General features: G+C 59.9%; 22 protein-coding genes. 9 read left to right on the top strand and 13 right to left on the bottom strand.

Translation table 11 applies throughout. The annotated features are described in order from the left end of the window. Nucleotides 1-77 precede the first annotated feature (77 nt). The 3 genes from modC to modA are packed head-to-tail and all read right to left on the bottom strand — an operon-like array spanning nucleotide 78 to nucleotide 2,617. Nucleotides 78-1,157 carry a molybdenum ABC transporter ATP-binding protein gene (gene modC, locus BLW22_RS14200; RefSeq protein ID WP_074848158.1) on the bottom strand — a complete coding sequence of 360 codons (1,080 nt, stop codon included), beginning with the start codon at nucleotides 1,155-1,157 and terminating at the stop codon, nucleotides 78-80. Between the two features lie 5 nt (nucleotides 1,158-1,162). Beyond that, nucleotides 1,163-1,843 (bottom strand): molybdate ABC transporter permease subunit, encoded by a 681-nt coding sequence (gene modB / locus BLW22_RS14195; protein WP_065927477.1) that lies wholly within the window; start codon nucleotides 1,841-1,843, stop codon nucleotides 1,163-1,165. Then, entirely contained in the window at nucleotides 1,844-2,617 is a 774-nt protein-coding gene (gene modA / locus BLW22_RS14190; protein WP_065946962.1) for a molybdate ABC transporter substrate-binding protein, read from the bottom strand. A 232-nt stretch (nucleotides 2,618-2,849) separates the two neighbouring features. On the opposite strand from modA, the gene BLW22_RS14185 reads away from it, so the two are divergent. Next, on the top strand, nucleotides 2,850-6,599 hold the full coding sequence (locus tag BLW22_RS14185; protein WP_074846829.1) for a hypothetical protein: 3,750 nt from the start codon (nucleotides 2,850-2,852) through the stop codon (nucleotides 6,597-6,599). On the opposite strand, the gene BLW22_RS14180 is transcribed toward BLW22_RS14185, so the two are convergent. The 5 genes from BLW22_RS14180 to BLW22_RS14165 form a co-directional block, all read right to left on the bottom strand. Further along, the gene (locus BLW22_RS14180; RefSeq protein WP_065927480.1) at nucleotides 6,596-7,666 is read right to left on the bottom strand and encodes an NAD(P)H-dependent flavin oxidoreductase; all 1,071 of its coding nucleotides are present in this window, start codon (nucleotides 7,664-7,666) and stop codon (nucleotides 6,596-6,598) included. The genes BLW22_RS14185 and BLW22_RS14180 overlap by 4 nt on opposite strands. A gap of 105 nt (nucleotides 7,667-7,771) precedes the next feature. Next, nucleotides 7,772-8,818 (bottom strand): bifunctional DNA-binding transcriptional regulator/O6-methylguanine-DNA methyltransferase Ada, encoded by a 1,047-nt coding sequence (gene ada, locus BLW22_RS14175; RefSeq protein WP_065927481.1) that lies wholly within the window; start codon nucleotides 8,816-8,818, stop codon nucleotides 7,772-7,774. A gap of 75 nt (nucleotides 8,819-8,893) precedes the next feature. Further along, the gene (gene alkB / locus BLW22_RS14170; protein WP_074846828.1) at nucleotides 8,894-9,559 is read right to left on the bottom strand and encodes a DNA oxidative demethylase AlkB; all 666 of its coding nucleotides are present in this window, start codon (nucleotides 9,557-9,559) and stop codon (nucleotides 8,894-8,896) included. Nucleotides 9,560-9,563: 4 nt separating this feature from the next. Further along, nucleotides 9,564-9,731, bottom strand: coding sequence for a hypothetical protein (locus tag BLW22_RS34995; RefSeq protein WP_162844264.1), 168 nt, complete (start codon nucleotides 9,729-9,731; stop codon nucleotides 9,564-9,566). Nucleotides 9,732-9,756: 25 nt separating this feature from the next. Continuing rightward, on the bottom strand, nucleotides 9,757-10,059 hold the full coding sequence (locus BLW22_RS14165) for a DUF1883 domain-containing protein (protein WP_003173824.1): 303 nt from the start codon (nucleotides 10,057-10,059) through the stop codon (nucleotides 9,757-9,759). Between the two features lie 212 nt (nucleotides 10,060-10,271). On the opposite strand from BLW22_RS14165, the gene BLW22_RS14160 reads away from it, so the two are divergent. Beyond that, on the top strand, nucleotides 10,272-10,622 hold the full coding sequence (locus BLW22_RS14160; protein ID WP_027606592.1) for a hypothetical protein: 351 nt from the start codon (nucleotides 10,272-10,274) through the stop codon (nucleotides 10,620-10,622). 20 nt (nucleotides 10,623-10,642) lie between these two features. Continuing rightward, nucleotides 10,643-10,873, top strand: a complete 231-nt coding sequence (locus BLW22_RS14155) for a hypothetical protein (protein ID WP_027606591.1) — start codon at nucleotides 10,643-10,645, stop codon at nucleotides 10,871-10,873. 9 nt (nucleotides 10,874-10,882) lie between these two features. Here BLW22_RS14155 and BLW22_RS14150 read toward each other — a convergent pair whose 3' ends face one another. Then, nucleotides 10,883-11,164, bottom strand: a complete 282-nt coding sequence (locus BLW22_RS14150; RefSeq protein WP_065927483.1) for a hypothetical protein — start codon at nucleotides 11,162-11,164, stop codon at nucleotides 10,883-10,885. 141 nt (nucleotides 11,165-11,305) lie between these two features. After that, nucleotides 11,306-11,491, bottom strand: a complete 186-nt coding sequence (locus BLW22_RS14145; protein ID WP_017528082.1) for a hypothetical protein — start codon at nucleotides 11,489-11,491, stop codon at nucleotides 11,306-11,308. Between the two features lie 308 nt (nucleotides 11,492-11,799). On the opposite strand from BLW22_RS14145, the gene galU reads away from it, so the two are divergent. Together galU and gorA are read left to right on the top strand one after the other, a co-directional pair. Beyond that, on the top strand, nucleotides 11,800-12,639 hold the full coding sequence (galU, locus tag BLW22_RS14140) for a UTP--glucose-1-phosphate uridylyltransferase GalU (RefSeq protein ID WP_003212579.1): 840 nt from the start codon (nucleotides 11,800-11,802) through the stop codon (nucleotides 12,637-12,639). A gap of 100 nt (nucleotides 12,640-12,739) precedes the next feature. Next, nucleotides 12,740-14,098 carry a glutathione-disulfide reductase gene (gene gorA / locus BLW22_RS14135; protein ID WP_074846827.1) on the top strand — a complete coding sequence of 453 codons (1,359 nt, stop codon included), beginning with the start codon at nucleotides 12,740-12,742 and terminating at the stop codon, nucleotides 14,096-14,098. On the opposite strand, the gene BLW22_RS14130 is transcribed toward gorA, so the two are convergent. Next, on the bottom strand, nucleotides 14,099-15,106 hold the full coding sequence (locus BLW22_RS14130; RefSeq protein WP_074846826.1) for a DNA-binding protein: 1,008 nt from the start codon (nucleotides 15,104-15,106) through the stop codon (nucleotides 14,099-14,101). Between the two features lie 170 nt (nucleotides 15,107-15,276). Between BLW22_RS14130 and BLW22_RS14125 the strand changes: the two genes are divergently transcribed. From BLW22_RS14125 to ahpF, 3 genes are all read left to right on the top strand, one after another. Beyond that, on the top strand, nucleotides 15,277-16,209 hold the full coding sequence (locus BLW22_RS14125) for a site-specific integrase (RefSeq protein WP_065927486.1): 933 nt from the start codon (nucleotides 15,277-15,279) through the stop codon (nucleotides 16,207-16,209). Between the two features lie 133 nt (nucleotides 16,210-16,342). Continuing rightward, a complete protein-coding gene (ahpC, locus tag BLW22_RS14120) occupies nucleotides 16,343-16,906 on the top strand; it encodes an alkyl hydroperoxide reductase subunit C (protein ID WP_003173835.1) in 564 nt (187 codons plus the stop codon). Nucleotides 16,907-17,036: 130 nt separating this feature from the next. Next, nucleotides 17,037-18,602, top strand: coding sequence for an alkyl hydroperoxide reductase subunit F (gene ahpF / locus BLW22_RS14115; protein ID WP_074846825.1), 1,566 nt, complete (start codon nucleotides 17,037-17,039; stop codon nucleotides 18,600-18,602). Between the two features lie 61 nt (nucleotides 18,603-18,663). Here ahpF and gloA read toward each other — a convergent pair whose 3' ends face one another. Further along, nucleotides 18,664-19,185 (bottom strand): lactoylglutathione lyase, encoded by a 522-nt coding sequence (gloA, locus tag BLW22_RS14110; protein WP_053129696.1) that lies wholly within the window; start codon nucleotides 19,183-19,185, stop codon nucleotides 18,664-18,666. A 199-nt stretch (nucleotides 19,186-19,384) separates the two neighbouring features. Between gloA and BLW22_RS14105 the strand changes: the two genes are divergently transcribed. Beyond that, nucleotides 19,385-19,921 carry a DUF4946 domain-containing protein gene (locus tag BLW22_RS14105; protein ID WP_065947029.1) on the top strand — a complete coding sequence of 179 codons (537 nt, stop codon included), beginning with the start codon at nucleotides 19,385-19,387 and terminating at the stop codon, nucleotides 19,919-19,921. Nucleotides 19,922-20,032: 111 nt separating this feature from the next. Here the strand turns inward: BLW22_RS14105 and BLW22_RS14100 are convergent, their stop codons facing one another. Beyond that, nucleotides 20,033-20,398: a histone-like nucleoid-structuring protein, MvaT/MvaU family gene (locus BLW22_RS14100; protein ID WP_027606583.1), complete on the bottom strand. Its 366-nt coding sequence runs from the start codon at nucleotides 20,396-20,398 to the stop codon at nucleotides 20,033-20,035. Between the last annotated feature and the right edge of the window lie 63 nt (nucleotides 20,399-20,461).

Genomic DNA, 20,461 nt, shown 5'->3' with positions numbered 1-20,461 from the left:
GTGCGGGTTCCTTGGCAACGGATCAGGCCGGTATTCCTGATTGACCGCAGCCGTGTGCGGTCGTGCCAAAAGGTTTCTTATGCCAGCACGGCCACCGCCTTGATCTGCGCCCACAGCGCCTGGCCGGGGTGCAATTGCAACTGGTCGCGGGAGAACCGCGTGATCCGCGCCAGCAACGGCGTGCCATCCGCGTCCAGGCGCACCAGCACATGGGCGCTGTTATCCGCCGCGATCTCCTGGGTAACCGTCACCGGCAGGCGGTTGAGGATGCTGCTGTGCTCTCCGGCGTGCAGGCTGAGGCTGACGTCGCGCGCCTGTACCTTGACCCGCAATGCCTTGCCCAACGCCAGCGGTGCATGGGCCACGCGCAGGTGCTGGGCACTGTCGGGCAGTTGCAGCGTGAGCAGATGGTAGTGATCGTCGTAGGCGCTGACGCTGCCGTTGATCACCACGCCCGCGTCGTCCCCCAACGCCAGGGGCAGGTCGAGCCGCGCCAGGGTGTCGCCGATGGGACCACTGGCCAGGGCCTTGCCGTCGCTGAGCAACACGATGTGATCGGCCAGGCGCGCCACCTCATCCTGAGCATGGCTGACGTATAGCACGGGGATGTCCAGTTCGTCGTGCAGGCGTTCCAGGTAGGGCAGGATTTCGCTTTTACGCTTGCTGTCGAGGGCGGCCAGGGGTTCATCCATCAACAGGAGTCTTGGGCTGGTGAGCAGGGCCCGGGCGATACCGATGCGCTGACGTTCACCGCCGGACAAGTGTTGGGGGTGACGCTCCAGCAGATGGCCGATCCCCAGCAACTCCGTGGCCTGGAGCATATCCACCCGGCGTTGCGAGCGCGGGATGCGCTTGAGGCCGAACTTCAGGTTGGCCCGCACCGATAGATGGGGGAACAGGCTGGGCTCCTGGAACACGTAGCCGAGCGCGCGCTTGTGCGGGGGCACGAACAGGCCGTTGCGGCTGTCTTGCCAGACTTCATCGTTGATCTGGATAAACCCATCTTCGGCCCGCTCCAGCCCGGCAATGCAGCGCAGGCAGGTGGTCTTGCCGGAGCCGGAATGCCCGTACAGCGCAGTCACCCCTCGGCCGGGCACATGCAGGTCCACGTCCAGGGCAAAGCCTGTGTACTTCAAGTTCAGGCGCACATTGATCATCGGCATCAACTCCAGCCCATCCTGGTTTTACGGCTGGAGTAGAGCGCCAGCAACACGAGGAACGCGAACACCACCATGGCGCCGGCCAGCCAATGGGCCTGGGCATACTCCATGGCTTCGACATGATCGTAGATCTGCACCGAGACCACGCGGGTCTTGTCGGGGATATTGCCGCCGATCATCAGCACTACGCCGAATTCTCCGACGGTATGGGCAAAACCCAGGATGGACGCGGTGATAAACCCCGGGCGCGCCAGGGGCAGGATCACCGTGAAGAAGGTATCCCACGGATTGGCGCGCAGGGTCGCGGCCACCTCCAATGGGCGTGTGCCGATGGCGGAAAAGGCGTTCTGCAACGGCTGCACCACGAACGGCATGGAATAGATCACCGAACCGATCACCAACCCGGCGAAGCTGAAGGTGAGGGTGCCCAGGCCCAGCCATTGGGTGAACTGGCCGAAGTAGCCGTGGGGGCCCATGGTCAACAGCAGGTAGAAACCGATGACGGTGGGTGGCAGCACCAATGGCAAGGCCACCACCGCGCCAATGGGACCGCGCCACCATGAACGGGTGCGCGACAGCCACAGGGCAATCGGAGTGCCGATGACCAGCAGGATCACGGTGGTCAGTGACGCCAGTTTGAGGGTCAACCAGATTGCGGAAAAATCGGCACTCGACAGGGGCATTTACTTGCTCAGTTCATAACCGTAGGACTGGATGACGGCGGCGGCTTTCGGCCCTTTGAGGTAGTCGACCAGTGCCTTGGCTGCAGCGCTGTCCTTGCCCTTGTTGAGGATCACCGCGTCCTGTTTGATCGGGTCGTGCAGGGCGGCCGGGACGATCCAGGCCGAGCCGCTGGTGACTTTGCCGTCTTTATAGATCTGCGACAAGGCCACAAAACCCAACTCGGCGTTGCCGGTGGAAACGAACTGAAAGGCCTGGGTGATGTTCTGGCCTTCGACGAGCTTGTCCTTGACCTGCTCGGTCAACCCTACCTTGGCCAATACCTGGGTGGCGGCGAGGCCGTAAGGCGCGGCTTTCGGGTTGGCGATGGACAGGTGCTTGAATTCATTCCTCTTCAACACCTCGCCCTTGGCGTCTACATAACCTTCCTTGGCCGACCACAGCGCCAGGGTGCCCACGGCGTAGGTGAAGCGCGAGCCCTTGACCGTGTCGCCTTCGCTTTCGAGCTTTTGCGGGGTGGTGTCGTCGGCACTCAGGAACACTTCGAACGGCGCGCCGTTCTTGATCTGCGTGTAGAACTGCCCGGTGGCGCCGTAGGCTGCGACCAGTTTGTGGCCGGTGTCTTTTTCGAAGTCGGCGGCAATCGCCTGGATCGGTGCGGTGAAGTTGGCCGCTACGGCCACCTGGACTTCATCGGCGTGGGCCGCTGCGGTCGCGAGCAACGCAACCAATGCCGCCAGGCACGTGGGTACAAAGCGAGGGGTATTGAAAGTCATGAACGGCTCCGTTTGAGAAGGTGCAGAACCTGGTGCCGATTATAAGGGACGGGCGCTGCCAGGCGCTGTATGTATAGGTATATAGCGTAAAAATGGCAAGGGAAATCCATCCTTGGAATCGATGTCGGCGTGCGGTCGAGATTTCCTCCCGTCGACACCCCCATGGCTGACAGCCAGGCGCTGGTCGCAACGCGATAGTGAGCGGCGTGTTGATCTGAAACGGAAGCGCATCATGGGCAAGGAATACGCTTACATCGACGTGGGCGCGACAAACACCGAGAGCAGCGAGGCTTACACGCAAGCATGGATAGAGCGGGTATTGGCTCAATCCACGCTGGAACCTCAGGCCAAGGCACTGATCCGGGCGGACGCCCTGATCCCCGTCGAATTCTCGGTATTCGATACCGATGACAGCCAGCGACAGCCGATCATTGTCGAGAACGAGTCGTTGCCGCTGTGGCACATCCTCAACGATCGGTTTCCCTGGCAGGCATATGCCGGCAAGCAGCAAAACACCGACAGCGTACAAACCAAAGTCCTGATGCCGTATTTCTACGGTGAGGTGGCACGGGAGCTGAATTTCACGCGATTTTTCCTCGGTCGCATCCGCGTCGGTGGGCAGATCCACGCGGGCTTTTGGGTGCAGCATGAGTTGATGATGCCTTACCAGGCGGTACTCAAGACCGAGGTGGTGGTGCTATCGGTGTGGAACACCCACGCCGAAATGATGGCGGAAATCTGGTTCGACCTGCCTCCCACATCCCGGGGGGCCAACCAATGGCCCAAGGCGATCAGCCTGGAGTGGCCGGGCATGCGCATGGGTGTGCAGTCGGGCAGCCGCTTCGAGTATTCAGCCGATACGAGCCAGAACCGGCTGTGGCTCAAACCCTTCGAAGAGCCGGTGGGGGTTGCGATCTTGAGTATCCTTGCGCGGTGGACACTCAAGGACGTGCAGCTGCCAGACACTCACATAGAGCCCAATCAATTGCTCAAGGTGACCCTTGGCAATCTTCCAGGCGGTGCGCCAGCGCTGGAATACTCGATCACCGTCGCCCAGGAATATCGAGCGTCAGGACGCTGGCAATATTATCTTGCGGTCTATTTGAATCACCGTTGTCCTTGGGTGAACTGCGGGGTGATGGATGAAGAGGGCGTGATCCGCGCACAAAGTGACCAGCAGAATGTCTGGTTCGTGCGCAGCGACGCCTCCCAGGCGTCTTTTTCGATACAGATATTGCCTGGGGACCTGGCGCAGTGGCTGGAGGGCGTGCCGACGTCGATACAGCCGGTTACGCCCCCCAAGGCCTGGCAAAAATGGGACAACCTGCTGAGCAGTGTGTGGAACGCCGAACTCTCCAAGGACTATATCCAGAACCTTATCGAGCGCTGCCTGAACAAGTCCGGGCTGCCGCAACGGACGCAGGATCGGTTCAGGGACGAAAAACGGTTTCGCTATAAATACCAGGTGGGCTACCCGGTCTATTCGGCGGGCATGACCGCCTATGCGCCACCGCGCTACAAGCATTTTTCTTTCTTGCAGGTGCTGACGGGCGAGCCGCAGCGCACGGCGTATTTCCAGGAAACCATCGCCAACATCCATGTCAGCGGGGAGCCGCTGTCGAGCGTGGAAGTGCGCACCCTGGGCCGCTTGCGCGACATCCTGTATGAAACCTTTGTCGCCGATATCGACGAACTGGCGCGCAACACCGACTACAAACAACTGTTTGGCGAAACCTGCGAGGCCTTGGCCAAGGTCCGCGCGGCACAGTTCCTGGTCGATGATGCTGAGCAGGATGTGTCCCTGCGTGAACTCGCCCATCGTTTTCTGAAAGGGGAAGTCAAGCCGCGCCTGCTGCTGTTCCGGGAAAAAGTGGTGCCCAATGCGTTGGTGCTCAAGCTCAGTTCACAGAAGGCGCTCCTCATCTCACTGAACATGGCAGAGCTCACTTGGGCGGTGTGGCAGCCCAGCGGCGTGGCGGGGCACCCCAGTGACGACTTGATGCGGTTTATCACGCACCACCTGCCATTTCCGGAAAAACTCAGTGTGGAGCGCTCGGATTTCTATCCGCAGAAAAAGCGCTACGGCTATCACTACCGCCGCGTGCCACCGCAGCCGGTGGCTTTCCGGGAGGTGACGAACATCAACGATGCGCTGTATGAGATCGGTATCGGCGAACTCAAGCACATGATGAATTACGCGGTATTTTCCTCCGATGAAGAGCGGCGCCTGGCGAAATGGGGCCTGTTCAAGGTCGCTACCCGCGCGGTGTCCAGCCTGGTGATAGCGGCGGTCGGTCCCGCTTCGGGCGTCGGGGCTTTGCTGTTGTCCGGCGGTGTCGGCCTGATCGCCAATGTCGCGGACGCAAGCTTCTCCTACCAACTGGCCCGCAGCATGGACCGACCCGAGGATTACGCCGCCTATGTGTATGAGTGCAAGTTGGGCGTCTTGCTGGGCGTGGTGGAGCTGGTCGCCGACGTTACCCTGGCCAGGGGGCAACTGCGCACGCTGTTGAAACGGTCGGCCCAGACCGGGAAGTTGCTGTTGCCGGCCTTGAGATCCCGTGAGCGCCCGGCCCCCCCTGTTTCCCTGGAACAGGCGAGCGCCTCCACGTTATTCCTGCCCACATCAGCGGACCTGCTGGGCATGCGCGGTCGTCTGGAAAAGCTTTATCGCGACGCCAATAAGCTGGCCGAATTGGCGGGCGACTCCGAGGCTTCGAGTACAGGCGGCTTCGTTGAGTCCAAGCGCTGTGCGGACTACCTGTCAAGCCAGTCCTGGGGCGTACAGGCTATCGGCGTCTTGCTGTTCGCCGAACCGGACGACCCGCGTCCCCAGTGCCATTTCGCCCTGTCGGTTCGCAATGAAAGTGATGCGGCGGTGCTGGACACGGGGTTGGGGCGCCTGGACCCTTCGGCGCAGCAACTGGCCTATTTTGATTCCATCGCCGGTTGGGAGCAGCGCGTGCAGCAAGCACCGGCGTCGAGCGGCAAATTGGTGGTCTACAAGCTCTACGCCAACGTCATCGAGGCCAGCCATGAGCTCAACACGGTGTTCCGGCTGGGAGTGAGTTGGGGGCGTTTCTTCAATACCGGCAGCTATTCGGTCCTCGCGTGTCCGCAGCGATTTATCACCGCCATCCAACGCCAACTGCCCAGGTTATGGGATGTGCTTTCCCGGGAGCTGCCAGGGGGCGCGTCGCAGCTGACGACGGCGTTGCAAAATACGCCGCAGCCGTTCGATCACGCCGGCCTGTTGCTGCAGGTCAGTAACCTGCGGGGCTTGATCGATGAATCCGAGGATATGTTGCGCCGTACCGTTGGGGTGCCTGTGGTTGGCAACCTCAGGGCGCAACTGCTGGGGGCTTTCCGGAGCTGGCGCCACGAGTCGCTGGAAGAGTATGTGGAGCTGATGGACAGCGTTATCGCAGAAGAGGCGGAGTTGGTGCGCGGAGCATTGGCTCACCTGGACCAGTTGCAATCGGGCCTCGCCAGCCCGATTGCCACGGCGGAGAACGCCCTGGTCGATTGCGTCGACTGGATCGCACTGCGGGCCGGCCAGGAAGACGACGACTGGCGCAGTTTGCTGCGCAGCGAAATCGAACGCTATGTCACGGGGGATCGCGCCAGTGCGGACCTGTGTACAAGGGCGCAACTCGACTACCTGCACCAGACGCTGGCCGCCCATCGCGAAGTGCAGATACACCACGTACTGGGGGCCAGCTACGAACGACTCTCCATGAGCACCGGCCAGGCGCTGTTTGCTATCGGGCTGAAGTTGATCAACGCCATGGCCACCCATCGGCAGTCCGATTGCTTCTTCGCCTTGATCATGACCTGCCAGCCCTACGAGAACAGTAACGAGCACTTCGCCCGCATCATCTACGGTATCCACGCCCTGCGGCAAAAGCGCTTCATGGTACTGACCCAGGCCCACGAAAACCGCCTGAGCGGGCTACGACCTGCGGAACCTGTACCGCTCTAGTCCGGCGTGCGGGTAAGCGTCTTGAGGGCTTGCGCGGCGAGCAGCGTGGTCAGTTCGCGCGTCGACAGTGCGTGCTTGAGCCCGACGGCCTGCCCGGCCCACTGAGAGCCAAAACCGGCTTCCTCCCTGGCCTTTAATGGCATCAGCGCGCCGCCTGCCAGAGGAAAGGCCGGCGCCGCCGGGTTCACCGGGCCCAGCTCACGCATCAGGCGATTCAAGAGGCCACGGGCAGGGCGTCCGGTGAACAGGTTGGTCAGCGCTGTGCCACTGGCCTGGGCCGTCAGCAAGGCCAGATGGTGGGCCCGGCTGAGCGTCGCCTCCGGGGTGAACAGGTACGCGGTGCCGATCTGCACCGCCGAGGCTCCGAGGACGAAGGCCGCAGCAATACCGCGCGCATCGCCGATTCCGCCGGCGGCGATTACCGGGACGCTCACTGCGTCCACCACTTGCGGGACCAGGGCCAGCGTGCCGATCTGGCTGCTCAGGTCCGAAGCCAGGAACATTCCCCGATGCCCGCCGGCCTCATACCCCATGGCGATAATCGCGTCGCAACCGTGCCGCTCCAACCAGATCGCTTCCTCGACCGTGGTGGCCGAGGACAGCACCTTGGCCCCGGTCGCCTTGACACGTTCCAGCAGGCTTTTTTCCGGCAGGCCGAAATGAAAGCTCACGACCTCGGGGCGGTGTTGCTCCACCACTTCGCAACTGGCGACGTTGAACGGGGCGCGATTGGAGACCGGAGTCGGCGCATCGAAATCGGCGCCCAGTTCGCGGTAGTAGGGTTCCAGCAAGGCCTTCCAGTGGCGATTGCACTCCTCATCCGGCTCCGGCGGCTGATGGCAGAAGAAATTGACGTTGATAGGCCCGGTACTGGCATGGCGCACGGTGGCCAGGGTTTCATGCAGTTGCTCGATGCTCAGCATCGCCGCGGGGATCGAACCCAGCGCACCGGCCTGGTTGGCGGCAATCACCATGGCGGCGCTGGTCGCACCGGCCATCGGTGCCTGGATGATGGGCACGTCGATGCCCAGCAAGTCGAGAATACGGGTGTCTGGCCAGGTGCTCATGGGACGTGTCTCCAGTATCAGTGAGGCTTGTCGCTGTTTTAACAGGGCCCTTGGCACCCGGCCAGTCTGTTTTATTCACTGGACGAGGGACGCTTTTCGTGCGCGTCAGTGGTCTCTTTCCCGCTCCAGCAGCTGCCGCTTGCGTTCAACCCCCCAGCGATAGCCGGATAGATCGCCATTGCTGCGCACCACCCGATGACAGGGGATCGCTACCGCCAGGCTGTTCGCCCCGCAGGCTTGGGCCACCGCGCGAAAGGCCTTGGGCGCGCCGATGCGTTGGGCGATCTGCCCATAGCTGGCCGTGCTGCCCACCGGAATCTCGCGCAGGGCCTGCCACACCCGTTCCTGGAACGCGGTGCCACGCAAGTCCAGTGGCAAGTCCAGGCCCAGGGCCGGCGCCTCGATAAAGCCCACCACCTGCGCGATTAATTGTTCGAAACGGCGGTCGGCCCCCACCAGGTTGGCCCTGGGGAATTGATCCTGCAGGTCGCGCACCAGTTTGTCCGGGTCATCCCCGAGCAGAATCGCACACACGCCACGGGCGCTCTGCGCCACCAGGATTGCACCCAGCGAGCATTGCCCGACGGCGAACAGAATATCGTTGTTGGTGCCGCCGGCCTTGTAGTCGCTGGGCGTCATGCCGAGCCGTTGGTTGGCCGACTCATAAAAGCGGCTGTTGGAATTAAAACCGGCTTCATACAGCGCGTCGGTTACCGAATGCGGGCCCTTGAGCCCCTCGCGGACCTTGCGTGAGCGATGGGCGCTGGCGTAACCCTTGGGGGTCAAGCCGGTCACGCCTTTGAACACCCGGTGGAAATGGAACGGGCTCAGGCCGGCCCGGCTCGCCAGCGTGCTGAGGCTGGGCGCGGTGTCGGCGTGTTCGATCTGCCGGCACGCGTCAGCCACCAATTGCGCATGCTGCGCAGCCAGTTGTGTCTGGTCACCGGCTGCGCGTTTGCTGGCGCGATAACCGGCGGCCTCGGCCTGTGCCGGGGTGTCGAAAAACTCGATATTTTCCGGGCGGGGCAATCGCGAGGCGCTGCTCGGGCGGCAATACACACCGGTGGTTTTCACGCCGTAGACGAACAGCCCATCGGCTTTCGGATCGCGGGCAAGAATCGCAGCCCAGCGCGGATCTTGTTCGGTAGTCATGGTTGGCACTCTTGACGGATCCTGGCCAGATTAGCCGTGCTGCAGTGGCCTGGCACTCCGAAGCTTGCGGTCAAATCAGCCGGCGGTGCGAAAAGTGAGGTTGATACGTTGCGGGCCCATGATCGGGTGCACGCCTTCCTTGATCGGCATCACCCCATGAAAGCGCAGCCGATCGACCCCGCCCCAGACCACCACATCACCATGGAACAGCGAGACCTTGCGGGTCTTGTCACTGCGGGCGTGGCCACCGAACAGGAAAACTGCCGGCAGTCCAAGGGATATCGACACGACGGGCTCGCTGTAGCGACGTTCATTCCTGTCCTGGTGCAAGGACATTTTCGCGCCCGGAACATAACGGTTGATCAGGCAGGCGTCGGGGGCAAAGTCGACAAACCCGGCGTCTGCCGCGGCTTCTATGGCCAGTTGGCGCAAGGTGTCCGGCAGCGCTGGCCAGGGTTGCCGGGTGCGAGGGTCCAGGGGCGTGTAGCGGTAGCCGCTGGCGTCGCTGGTCCAGCCCAGCGCGCCGCAACTGCTCAAGGCCGCCGACATGGTAAAGCCACCGGGCGTAACCATTTGCCGAAATGGCGATTGCGCCAGCACACGGCGCAGTTCTGGCAGAAGGCGCTCAATCCAGGGCAGGGCATAGCCCCTTAACACGTAGGACTGTTCGCCGATCTGCTCACGTGCTGCGGGTTGTTGCAGGGCGTCATCGGCGAACAGGTCATCAGTGGGGCCGGGCATTGCCTTACAGCGCCTTGCTCACGTTGATGTCGCTGATGACATCGCTGGCATCGTGGATTTTCGCCAGGGCTTGCAGGGCCTCTTCCACGCTATTGTTCGTCAGTTGGGCGAACTCAAAGCGGCGTTCGCCGTTGAGCTTGTACTTGATCACGTATTTGGTGGTAGCAGTCACGGTGATTTCCTCTGGCGTCTTCGAGTCAGCTCAGCTTGGTGCTGGTGCGACGTACGATGCGAATCTTGTGGGACAGCGCCGGCTTGCGGGTGACGCTGATCGCGCGACGCGTCACCACGTCCAGGGTGATGTTCCAGAACCCGGTGCTGGGTGCGGTGATCTTGGCGGGGAACTTGTCGAAGGCGCCGCCGTGGTATGTGTGGCGACCGCCATTCTTGAAGCTGCGAAAATTCGCGTCGCTCATCAGGCGAATATTGCAAGTCTGCGAGCATTCGATGACGACAATGTCTCCCTCGTTGAGGTGCTCGCGCTGGTGGATAAATTTCATGAGGGTGTCTCCAGAAGGGCTTTTTCTGCAAAATCAGAATGATACGTAGGTTAAGATAGAGTTTATCAGCCCCAGCGCGTTTATTATCGGCCCGTCTTCAACGGCGTCGACAATTTAAAACAGTTATTTACCGAGTTATCAGGGATAAATCCTACGTGGGCGGGAGAAAATTACCATCTCCGCTGTCGTAGGGTCTTTATTGGAGGTTTTGTATGAAGTGGAGTGTGTTGGTTCTGGCCTTGGCGATAGGTGGGTGTGCTTCGGTTGCAGATATCAAGCAGACCCCGCCGACGTTGGCCGTCATTTCCGGGAAAAAACCCCAGGAGTATGCCGCGTGTGTGGTAAGGAAACTGTCGGCTACTCGTCGGCCGCCGCAGATTGAACCGCATAAAGACGGTGTGCAGGTTATCGTGCCGCAGAAATTTTCCGCCGATCCTTCGGCTATTTTCGAAATTGAAGAGCGCTCCAGCGGTAGCAGCATCAAGCTCTACGAGAGCATGTCCAACGTGCCGATCCGCCCGGGTGATGTGAAAAAAGCCGGGGAAGAGTGCATTTCCGGTTGAGGCCGCTGGGGAAAGCCGATATGAAGCGTGAACACGTCAAGGCCCGCCATGCCGAGGGTGAAATCTCGGCCACCCATGTCATCCAGAATCCCGCCGACCTGGGCGAGTGGATCGTGTTCTTCAAGAAAAGTGGCGGTCGCAGCTTTTTTCTGGTGGATGATCAGGATGAAGTCGAATCCTTTGCCAGTCTTGACGAACTGAGCGAAATCCTTCGGGAACTGGGGATCAAATTCGCCGAGATCCACCTGTAACCCGCGGGGTTACTTGCAGACCACCACCACACTGCGACTTTTGTAGTTGCCCACATCCTTGCCCAGAGTCTTGTCATCTTCGCTCAGCGCGGGTGTGCCCTCGGTGCCGATGATGCGATAGCCGGTGCCTGCGCAGGAGGCATCGGCTTTTTCGTAGCAACTGGCCCAGGAGTTGGCTTCGCCTGAACAGTCGATGGTCAGGCCTTGCTCGCCGTTCTTGAGGTAGACATCGGATGTGGTGGTGCAGCCGGCGAGTGCCAGTACCGCAGTCAGTGCCAGAAATTTGTTCATGTGTGTTCGTCGTCGAGGGTGTGGGAGGGGCGCTGACACTGTCGTGGGGCGTTTCTTGAAGATTATAGCGAACTGCCATCTAGGTACAGGCAAAACCAAAAAAGCCCCGTAAGTCGGGGCTTTTTGCATAGGCATGGAGGCTTACTTGCCCTTCGGCCTTTTGCTCGACGCGTGGCCTGCTTCATCCACAAACACTTCGGCGACTGCGATTGCCATGCTTTCGGTCTCGAAAACACCGGCGACGCTGTCTCCGTGGAAGTTGATCAGGTGCCAGCCGTCCGCTCGCTTGGTGATCAGGTAGCCGTTCACGCCTTTTGGTTCTGACATCTATTAACAATCTCATGGTCTGATTCAAGGGTGCAATGATAGCGCCAAATGTTCCAGGACCGCGCAAGTTATTCCAGGTCAGTGTTCCAGCCTGAAAAGCGTGCTAAAAGGGTTGCAGCCCCTTTAAGCATGAGCAGGCGGCTTTTTTTAGCGTGCCGGCAGAGCCGCTCTTTGTAAGATCAGCGGAACTTACGCCGACATTTTTTCTCTAGATGACATCGCAACGCCAGCAGGACCCATTGTAAGGTGACTGCGGCCTGATTAGACTGCGCCGAATTCCGTACGCACAGCCCTTTGTAAGGACTTATATGATCAAGAAATGCTTGTTCCCAGCAGCCGGTTACGGCACTCGCTTCTTGCCAGCGACCAAGGCCATGCCCAAAGAGATGCTGCCGGTGGTAAACAAGCCACTGATTCAGTACGGCGTCGAAGAGGCATTGGATGCCGGTCTGAACGAAATCTCTATCGTCACCGGTCGCGGTAAACGCGCACTGGAAGACCATTTCGACATCAGCTACGAGTTGGAAAACCAAATCAAGGGCACCGACAAGGAAAAATATCTGGTCGGTATCCGCAAGCTGCTGGACGAGTGCTCTTTCTCCTACACCCGCCAGACTCAGATGAAAGGCCTCGGCCACGCCATCCTGACCGGTCGCCCATTGATCGGTGACGAGCCGTTCGCCGTAGTACTCGCGGATGACCTGTGTGTAAACCTGGAAGGCGACGGCGTACTGACCCAGATGGTCAAGCTGTATCAGAAATACCGTTGCACCATCGTTGCGGTTCAAGAGGTCGATCCTCAAGAGACCAACAAGTACGGCGTGATTGCCGGTGACGACATTGGTGATGGCCTGATCCGCGTACGCGACATGGTCGAGAAGCCGGCGCCTGAAGATGCACCGTCGAACCTGGCGATCATCGGTCGTTACATTCTGACCCCGGACATTTTCAAGTTGATCGAAGAAACCGAGCCAGGCAAGGGTGGCGAGATCCAGATCACCGACGCCCTGTTGAAGCAGGCCAAAGACGGTTGTGTGATCGCCTACAAGTTCAAGGGTCGTCGTTTTGACTGCGGTGGCGCCGAAGGCTACATCGAAGCCACCAACTTCTGCTACGAGCACTTCTACAAGACTGGCAAGGCTTACTGATTCACGCAGGCCTGCCTTTGAAAAAGCCACCTTCGGGTGGCTTTTTCGTTTTTCAGCCCCATGTAAGTCGGTATGCTGATGTCCTGCCGAGGAGAATGAAATGGCCTACGATTTTGACCTGTATGTAATTGGCGCCGGTTCCGGCGGTGTTCGCGCGGCGCGCTTTGCTGCGGGCTTTGGGGCCAAGGTGGCCGTGGCGGAAAGTCGCTACCTGGGCGGCACCTGCGTGAACGTTGGCTGCGTGCCGAAGAAACTGCTGGTGTACGGTGCGCATTTTGCCGAGGACTTCGAGCAAGCCAGTGGCTTTGGCTGGTCCCTGGGTGAAGCGAATTTTGATTGGCCGACCCTGATCGCCAACAAGGATCGCGAGATCAACCGCCTCAATGGCATCTACCGCAACCTGCTGGTCAACAGCGGCGTGACCCTGCATGAGGGGCATGCGCGCCTGGTTGACCCGCACCAGGTGGAAATCAATGGCGAGCGCTTTACGGCCAGGCACATCCTGATCGCTACCGGGGGCTGGCCGCAGATTCCGGATATTCCGGGGCGGGAGCATGCGATTGGCTCCAATGAGGCGTTCTTCCTCAAGGCGTTGCCCAAGCGTGTGCTGGTGGTGGGCGGCGGTTATATCGCGGTTGAGTTCGCCGGGATTTTCCATGGCCTGGGCGCGCAGACCTCGTTGCTCTATCGCGGCGATCTGTTCCTGCGCGGCTTTGATGGTTCGGTGCGCACGCATCTGAAGGAAGAATTGACCAAGCGCGGCCTCGACCTGCAGTTCAATGCCGATATCGAGCGCATTGAAAAGCAAGCCGATGGCAGCCTCAAGGCCACCTTGAAAGACGGTCGCGTGCTGGAGGCCGATTGCGTGTTCTATGCCACTGGCCGACGTCCGATGCTGGATAACCTGGGGTTGGAAAATACCGGCGTGAAACTGGATGAGCGCGGTTTCGTCCAGGTGAACGACCAGTACGAGACTACTGAAGCTTCGATCCTGGCAATTGGTGACGTGATCGGTCGTGTGCAACTGACGCCGGTGGCCCTCGCGGAGGGCATGGCCGTAGCGCGTCGCTTGTTCAAGCCCGAGCACTACCGCCCGGTGGATTACGCGATGATTCCGACAGCGGTATTCAGCCTGCCGAATATCGGTACGGTCGGCCTGACGGAGGAGGAGGCGAAGAAAAACGGGCACAGGGTGCAGATCTTCGAAAGCCGGTTCCGCCCGATGAAGCTGACCTTGACCGAGTGCCAGGAAAAAACCTTGATGAAACTGGTGGTCGACGCGGACACCGACAAGGTGTTGGGCTGCCACATGGTCGGTCCGGACGCGGGCGAGATCGTCCAGGGCCTGGCGATCGCGCTCAAGGCCGGCGCGACCAAGCAGCACTTCGATGAAACCATCGGTGTGCATCCCACGGCGGCGGAAGAGTTCGTCACCATGCGCACGCCTGTGTCCGACTGATCAGGCTGGCGGTGTTGCCTCTGGCGCCGTTGCAACGGCGGCGGCCAGGCGCAAGGCTTCGATAGTGGCGTGGGCCTTCATAAGCTCCAGTTCCAGGCGCTTGTTGGTGTGCCCGTGCTCAGCCAGCGCTTGTTGGCGTGACTCACTTTCAAGCAAGGCCACCCGCAGGCGCTCCTGAAGGAGAGTGCGCTCGCTGTCGATCTGGCTCACGTGTTCGCTCAGCTTCAGTTGCTGGGCCTGGTCTTTGCGGGTTTGCTCCTGCAGCGCAGCCAGTTCCTTTGCCGTCACTCGGTGCTCGATCAGCAGGCGCTCGTTGTCACGGTGCAGCTGGGTGATTTCGTCCTGGCGAACCATTGCGCTTTGCTGGGCTTGGCGCAGCTCTGCCTGTACTTGCTGCAGCTGGCCTTCGTGGCGCCGTTGCTCCTGCTCGCGCTGCTCCTTGATCGCATTGCGGTAGTGTTCCAGCGCCTCGCGGGCGTGCAGGTGCTTTTCTTCCAGCGAGCGAATCTGTTCGTCCTTGTCGTTGATCCTTAGCTCGTAATCGCTGCAGGCCTGGCTGAGCCCGGCGTTGCGCGTTTGCTCGGTTTGCAGACTGGTATTGGTGGTTTGCAGGGCAGCGCTTTCTTCTGCCAGTGCAGCCGCCTGAATATCGAATTGTTGCTTGAGTTCGCCGTGAGCTTCTTCAAGCGCCTCGATCTGGGCGAGCAGGGCGGATTTTTGCTGTTCGAACTGCGCAAGGGCCAGGTCAATCGGCTCTTGAGCCTTGTCCTTCAAACGCTGCGCCAACCGTGCAACCAGCTCACCCAGCTCGTCGTCGATCGGCGCTTCGGTGATAGTCAGGCGGGCTTCGCTGTCGTCCAGCTCCTTCAAATAGCGGTGGATCGTGGTTTTCGAGCCGGTATTGCCCATCTCGATGCGTACCGCGTCGATGCTGGGGTTCTCGCCACGGGCAAGGATCGCCAGGCGTGCCGTTTGAACTACTGCTTTATTAATGCCGCCGCGAGCCATGGGGTCTCCGTCGATTTAGTACTGTGGTATGTATTATGTAGATACATACTCTAACACGAATAAAAACTCGTTAAAATTCATAATTTAACAGCTGGGATATTGGCGTATTATCCCGTGTCATGAGCGACTGGAGCGCTTATACCTCTGCCAGCAGTACGAATAGGCCTCCCATGAGCGATCTGGACCGTTACCTCAACGCCGCCACCCGCGATAACACGCGCCGCAGCTATCGTGCGGCGATCGAACACTTCGAAGTCAGTTGGGGCGGATTTCTGCCGGCCACCAGCGACAGCGTGGCGCGTTACCTGGTGGCGCATGCCGGCGTGTTGGCAGTCAACACCTTGAAGTTGCGGCTCTCGGCATTGGCGCAATGGCATACCAGCCAGGGCTTTCCCGATCCGACTAAAGCGCCGGTGGTGCGCAAGGTGCTCAAGGGGATTCGCGCCGTGCACCCGGCGCAGGAGAAGCAGGCCGAGCCGTTGCAACTCAGGCATCTGGAGCAGGTCGCGGCCTCCCTTGAGGCTGAAGCGCGAGAGGCCAGTGAGGCGCATGACCCACCGCGGTTGCTGCGCGCCAAACGTGACACTGCGCTCATCCTGCTGGGCTTCTGGCGCGGTTTCCGTAGCGATGAGTTGTGCCGATTAAGTATCGAACACGTGCAGGCAACACCCGGTGCAGGCATCAGTCTGTACCTGCCGCGCAGCAAAAGTGACCGCGACAACCTCGGCAAGACCTATCACACCCCGGCGCTGCTGCGCCTCTGTCCGGTGCAGGCCTACAGCGAATGGCTCAGCGCCTCGGCTCTGGTGCGCGGTCCGGTATTTCGCGGTATCGATCGCTGGGGAAACCTGGGGGAGGAGGGCTTGCACCCCAACAGCGTGATACCGCTGCTGCGCCAGGCGCTTGAGCGTGCGGGCATCGCCGCCGAGCAGTACACCAGTCACTCGCTGCGTCGGGGCTTTGCCACCTGGGCCCATTCCAGCGGGTGGGACTTGAAGTCGTTGATGAGTTACGTCGGCTGGAGCGACATGAAATCCGCCATGCGCTATGTTGAAGCGACGCCCTTTCTCGGCATGACATTGGCCACTCAACCGCTGCTTTGAGATTTCTTCTATTAATACCGTCACCTGATAGGGAAAACCAATCGTCAGCATCAGGTTTGCCAATGAGCCATCTGCCGAGAGAGTGGGTAGGATTCACCTCATCAACTTCTTAACCCCTGACGGAGAGTCAACGATGCCTATCATCAACAGCCAAGTAAAACCGTTCAAAGCAACTGCATACAAAAACGGCAACTTCGTAGATGTGACCGACGCTGACCTGAAAGGCAAATGGTCGGTAGTGTTCTTCTACCCAGCCGACTTCACCTTCGTTTGCCCAACCGAGCTGGAAGACCTGGCCGACAACTACGCCGAATTCCAGAAGCTGGGCGTCGAAATCTACAGCGTTTCCACCGACACCCACTTTGCCCACGCTGCTTGGCACAACACTTCGCCAGCCATCGGCAAAATCCAGTACACCATGATCGGCGACCCGACCCTGACCATCTCCCGCAACTTCGACGTCCTGATCGAAGAAGCTGGCCTGGCTGACCGCGGTACCTTCGTGATCAACCCGGAAGGTCAGATCAAGATCGTTGAACTGAACGACGGCGGTGTTGGCCGTGACGCTTCCGAGCTGCTGCGCAAAATCAAGGCCGCTCAATACGTTGCTGCCCACCCAGGCGAAGTGTGCCCAGCCAAGTGGAAAGAAGGCGAGGCTACTCTGGCTCCGTCCCTGGACCTGGTCGGCAAGATCTAAGTCTGTGAAGACGTATCAAGGGCGGAACTCCGCACTTAAGTAAGCTGCATCCGCCCTCAAAACGCCCGGGCGACAGTCGCTCGGGCGTTTTTTTGTCTGCAATAAACCGAATTAATAGGAAATCGCCCGTATGTTGGACGCCAATCTTAAAGCTCAGTTGAAGTCATACCTGGAACGGGTCACCCAGCCGATCGAGATCGTCGCCTCCCTCGACGACGGCGCGAAATCCCAGGAAATGCTTGCCCTTCTGCAGGACGTAGCCAGCCTCACCACGCTGATTACCCTGAAGACCGATGGCGATGATGCGCGTAAGCCATCGTTCTCCATCAACCGCCCGGGTGCCGAGATCAGCCTGCGTTTCGCCGGCATCCCCATGGGCCATGAATTCACTTCGTTGGTGCTGGCCCTGCTGCAAGTCGGTGGCCACCCGTCGAAGGCCAGTGTCGAAGTCATCGAACAGATCCGCGCGCTTAAAGGCGAGTTCAGTTTCGAGACTTACTTCTCGCTGTCCTGCCAGAACTGCCCGGACGTGGTCCAGGCGCTGAACCTGATGGCCGTGCTCAACCCGAACATTCGCCACGTCGCCATCGACGGCGCGCTGTTCCAGGCTGAAGTCGACGAGCGTCAGATCATGGCGGTGCCGAGCGTCTACTTGAACGGCGTGAACTTCGGCCAGGGCCGCATGGGCCTGGAAGAAATCCTCGCCAAGCTCGACACCAGCGGCATTGAAAAAGCCGCCGAGAAAATCAGCGCCAAGGAGGCCTTTGATGTGCTGGTCGTCGGCGGTGGCCCAGCCGGTTCCGCAGCTGCCATCTACGCCGCACGTAAAGGTATTCGCACCGGTGTTGCCGCCGAACGCTTTGGTGGCCAGGTGCTGGACACCATGTCCATCGAGAACTTTATCTCGGTACAGGAAACCGAAGGGCCGAAACTGGCCAGCGCCCTGGAAGCCCACGTGCGTCAGTACGACGTGGACATCATGAACCTGCAGCGCGCCAGCAGCCTGGTGCCGGCGAAGAATGCCGGTGATCTGCACGAAATTCGCTTTGAAAGCGGTGCGACCCTCAAGTCCAAGACCGTGATCCTGGCCACCGGCGCCCGCTGGCGCGAAATGGGTGTACCGGGCGAGCAGGAATACAAGGCCAAGGGCGTGTGCTTCTGCCCGCACTGCGATGGTCCGCTATTCAAGGGCAAGCGTGTGGCGGTGATCGGCGGCGGTAACTCCGGCGTTGAAGCGGCCATCGACCTGGCCGGGATCGTCAACCACGTGACCTTGCTGGAGTTCGACAGCAAATTACGCGCCGACGCGGTATTGCAGCGCAAGCTGTACAGCCTGCCTAACGTTGACGTGATCACCAGCGCGCTGACCAGTGAAGTCAAAGGCGATGGCCAGAAGGTCACCGGCCTGGCCTACAAGGATCGCGATACTGGCGAGTTCAAGACCCTCGACCTGGAAGGCATCTTTGTACAGATCGGCTTGCTGCCCAACACCGACTGGCTTAAAGGCACTGTGGAATTGACCCCGCGTGGCGAAATCATTGTCGATGCCCGTGGCGAGACTTCACTGCCAGGTGTGTTCGCCGCCGGTGACGTGACGACCGTACCGTACAAGCAGATCGTGATTGCGGTAGGCGAGGGCGCCAAGGCTTCCCTGAGTGCTTTCGATCACCTGATCCGTACCTCCGCTCCGGCGTAAGCCCAGGTCAGGAAACGAAAAACCCCATGAGTGATCATGGGGTTTTTTGATGTGTTGAAACTTACAGCGGCGCTGGCTGGATGATCTCGACCCAGTACGCATCCGGGTCCTTGATGAACGCCAGGCTTTTCATGCGGCCATCGGTCAGGCGTTTCTGGAAATCGCAGCCCAATGCTTCGAAGCGTTCGCATGCGGCGACAATATCGGGCACCGAGATGCAGATATGGCCGAAGCCGCGTGGATCGGTGTTGCCGTTGTGGTAGGCGAAGTCGGCATCGTTTTCGGTGCCGTGGTTGTGGGTCAGTTCCAGGATGCCTGGAATCGACTTCATCCATTGGGTACGCGCGGCGGCGTCGGCCGGGATCTGGGATTTGTCCACCAGGGCCAGGAAGTACAGGCTGAATTCGGCTTCCGGGAAGTCGCGCTTTTCAACCAGGGAAAAACCCAGGACGCGGGTGTAGAAATCCAGGGACTTGGTGATGTCCTTGACCCGCAGCATGGTGTGGTTGAACACGAAGTTCGAGGTGGCGGTGTCAGGTTGGGCGGTGACGCCCGGGAAGGTGTTCAGTTCGTGCAGGCTCATGGGCCCTCCAGAAAAAAATGGGGCAAACGCGGCTCCAGGTAAGAGGAGCGTTCCCTTGGCTTGCGGCTGGCGTCCGTGCAGCCGGGCCATGATACGCAAGGCCCGCTTGCTGCGCCAAATGAAAAAGCGCGCGCAGGTCTTGCGACCGGCCGGTGGCGGGGCTCACACTTTGTCGCTTGAACCTTGGGTGTCTTTTGCAATGATCGAATGTCGTATACCGCTGTTGAGCGCTCTGTGTTTGCTGTTGGCCAGCCCCTGGGTGTGGGCGGGCGCCCCGGAAATTCACTGGCCCAGCGGCTGGCAGGTAGAAGAGGTGGTGCCCGACGGCGACGCGCCGGCCACGCGGCAGCCGGTCTCGCGGCAGCGTGCGATCAAGAACGACGAAAATGGCAACACATTGATGGTGATGGAGTTGACGGGGACGCCGATCGAGGCCGGGCATAACGTTAATCTCCAGGGCGTATTGCTGGAGATGCGCAAGTCCATCCAGAAAGATTTTGCCCAGGGCGGTTATCAAAGTGTATGCAGCAAGATGCACTCGACAACACTGAGTCGCCTTGAGGCCGTGGAAACTACCTGTGTGATTACCGAGAATGGACGGCACGTCCTTTCGCAAACATTGGTGGGGGCTGTAGATACCGATAAAGCGTATGTTTTTTCATACGCGGGTCAAGCCGATGCCTACGAAGCCAGCAAGGATGAAGTCAGTTCGGTGCGCGCCAGCCTCAAACTTTAAGTGGGTTTCGCCCGTCGATTCTCAACAAGGTGAAATGTTATTTAAGTTCGGTTTCGAACCCTTGAATAAAAAAGCCCCGCATGTGCGGGGCTCTTTGTCAGTGCGCTGCGATCAGCCGCGAAGCCAGGAGTCTACAGTGGCCGCGCCATACTGTTCTTTCCAGGCCTTGAGGCCACGGTGGTTACCGCCCTTGGTTTCGATCAGTTCGCCAGTGTGCGGGTTGTGGTAAACCTTGACCACACGCGCACGGCGCTGTTTGGGTGCGCTGGCGGCGGCAGCGCTGGTCTTGCCCGGGTTTGGATCAAGGATCAGGATAATGTCGCGCAGGCCTTTGCCGTAGGTTTTCATCAGTCCTTGAAGCTTTTCTTCGAATTCGATTTCTTTCTTCAGGCCGGCGTCGTTCTTCAGGGACTCCAGCTGGGCGAGCTGCTCTTGAAGGGCTTTTTCTGCTGCGCGAAATTCGGCGAGTCTGGACAAAATCTGTACTCCAATAGTGTATTTGGCTGATGTCAACTACAGACAAAGCTATAAGCCAATAGC

The organism is Pseudomonas marginalis, from assembly GCF_900105325.1.
Lineage (GTDB): Bacteria > Pseudomonadota > Gammaproteobacteria > Pseudomonadales > Pseudomonadaceae > Aquipseudomonas > Aquipseudomonas marginalis.
Note: the sequence above shows the minus strand (reverse complement) of the source record. Positions and strands in the feature narration are given on the sequence as shown.

What these genes read in the sequence shown, in the direction of transcription:
- modC (WP_074848158.1), bottom strand. Translation starts at nt 1,157, where the DNA reads ATGATCAATGTGCGCCTGAACTTGAAGTACACAGGCTTTGCCCTGGAC.
- modB (WP_065927477.1), bottom strand. Translation starts at nt 1,843, where the DNA reads ATGCCCCTGTCGAGTGCCGATTTTTCCGCAATCTGGTTGACCCTCAAA.
- modA (WP_065946962.1), bottom strand. Translation starts at nt 2,617, where the DNA reads ATGACTTTCAATACCCCTCGCTTTGTACCCACGTGCCTGGCGGCATTG.
- BLW22_RS14185 (WP_074846829.1), top strand. Translation starts at nt 2,850, where the DNA reads ATGGGCAAGGAATACGCTTACATCGACGTGGGCGCGACAAACACCGAG.
- BLW22_RS14180 (WP_065927480.1), bottom strand. Translation starts at nt 7,666, where the DNA reads ATGAGCACCTGGCCAGACACCCGTATTCTCGACTTGCTGGGCATCGAC.
- ada (WP_065927481.1), bottom strand. Translation starts at nt 8,818, where the DNA reads ATGACTACCGAACAAGATCCGCGCTGGGCTGCGATTCTTGCCCGCGAT.
- alkB (WP_074846828.1), bottom strand. Translation starts at nt 9,559, where the DNA reads ATGCCCGGCCCCACTGATGACCTGTTCGCCGATGACGCCCTGCAACAA.
- BLW22_RS14165 (WP_003173824.1), bottom strand. Translation starts at nt 10,059, where the DNA reads ATGAAATTTATCCACCAGCGCGAGCACCTCAACGAGGGAGACATTGTC.
- BLW22_RS14160 (WP_027606592.1), top strand. Translation starts at nt 10,272, where the DNA reads ATGAAGTGGAGTGTGTTGGTTCTGGCCTTGGCGATAGGTGGGTGTGCT.
- BLW22_RS14155 (WP_027606591.1), top strand. Translation starts at nt 10,643, where the DNA reads ATGAAGCGTGAACACGTCAAGGCCCGCCATGCCGAGGGTGAAATCTCG.
- BLW22_RS14150 (WP_065927483.1), bottom strand. Translation starts at nt 11,164, where the DNA reads ATGAACAAATTTCTGGCACTGACTGCGGTACTGGCACTCGCCGGCTGC.
- BLW22_RS14145 (WP_017528082.1), bottom strand. Translation starts at nt 11,491, where the DNA reads ATGTCAGAACCAAAAGGCGTGAACGGCTACCTGATCACCAAGCGAGCG.
- galU (WP_003212579.1), top strand. Translation starts at nt 11,800, where the DNA reads ATGATCAAGAAATGCTTGTTCCCAGCAGCCGGTTACGGCACTCGCTTC.
- gorA (WP_074846827.1), top strand. Translation starts at nt 12,740, where the DNA reads ATGGCCTACGATTTTGACCTGTATGTAATTGGCGCCGGTTCCGGCGGT.
- BLW22_RS14130 (WP_074846826.1), bottom strand. Translation starts at nt 15,106, where the DNA reads ATGGCTCGCGGCGGCATTAATAAAGCAGTAGTTCAAACGGCACGCCTG.
- BLW22_RS14125 (WP_065927486.1), top strand. Translation starts at nt 15,277, where the DNA reads ATGAGCGATCTGGACCGTTACCTCAACGCCGCCACCCGCGATAACACG.
- ahpC (WP_003173835.1), top strand. Translation starts at nt 16,343, where the DNA reads ATGCCTATCATCAACAGCCAAGTAAAACCGTTCAAAGCAACTGCATAC.
- ahpF (WP_074846825.1), top strand. Translation starts at nt 17,037, where the DNA reads ATGTTGGACGCCAATCTTAAAGCTCAGTTGAAGTCATACCTGGAACGG.
- gloA (WP_053129696.1), bottom strand. Translation starts at nt 19,185, where the DNA reads ATGAGCCTGCACGAACTGAACACCTTCCCGGGCGTCACCGCCCAACCT.
- BLW22_RS14105 (WP_065947029.1), top strand. Translation starts at nt 19,385, where the DNA reads ATGATCGAATGTCGTATACCGCTGTTGAGCGCTCTGTGTTTGCTGTTG.